This is a genomic window from Rhizobium sp. RHZ01 (assembly GCF_014851595.1).
Classification (GTDB): domain Bacteria; phylum Pseudomonadota; class Alphaproteobacteria; order Rhizobiales; family Rhizobiaceae; genus Rhizobium; species Rhizobium altiplani.
The window spans coordinates 1-695 of sequence record NZ_JACUZZ010000086.1; the positions used below are offsets into that span (position 1 = coordinate 1).

The window sequence follows — 695 nt, forward strand, 5'->3', positions numbered from 1 at the left end:
AAGAACGCTTGCGGGTTCACCAAAAACGCCCGGCCGCGTCTGGTTGGCAGCAGCACATCCTTTTTCCGGCGAAGAAGCTTCAGATGACGGGCCATGTCGCGCACGACCCAAAGCGGCGGCATGTCGCTTTCATTGAGCACCTTGCTCATGCTGTAGAGGTCCTCGGCTGTGAATCCTGGCCAGAGGAAGTGCACAGCGGCCCAATGCACGAACTTGCGGTTCATGGCACCGGTCGCCGTCAATCCTATGCCACCCTCACCGTCAGCATAGGCAACCGAAAGAAGCATGCCGCGAAGAAGTGGTGACAGCGCGGCGATGTCGACGTCCCCCTGCAGGTTGATTTCCGGAAGCATCGTCTGGCTTTGATCCCCAACTGCGCCATGAAAGTCCCAGCGAGTATCGAGCGGTAAAAGAACAATTGCTAGTGAGAAAGCTAAAGCCGAAGGGGTATGTTATCACCCGCCCCCGCTCCGCCCTTTCAACCCGGCCCAGCCGGTCGGATCGGGGGCTGATCTCCCTGCCCTGTAGTAGCCTTTAAGCCCTTGTTGCATTTACGTTAGAAGTCACACCGCAAAGTTAAAGTGTCCTGTTTCTGCAAAGTAGAAATGTCACTCTCTCCCCGGTTTTGATGACGGCGGAGATTGCAGATGGGATTGATTGCGATGAGCGAGCGTGATCTGCAGCGGATCGAGATT

At 56.3% G+C, this 695-nt stretch carries 1 pseudogene; it reads right to left on the reverse strand.

Going from position 1 to position 695, the window contains the following annotated elements:
• Window positions 1-353: pseudogene (locus IB248_RS30900) on the reverse strand (hypothetical protein); the annotation flags it as partial.
• Window positions 354-695: the final 342 nt, after the last annotated feature.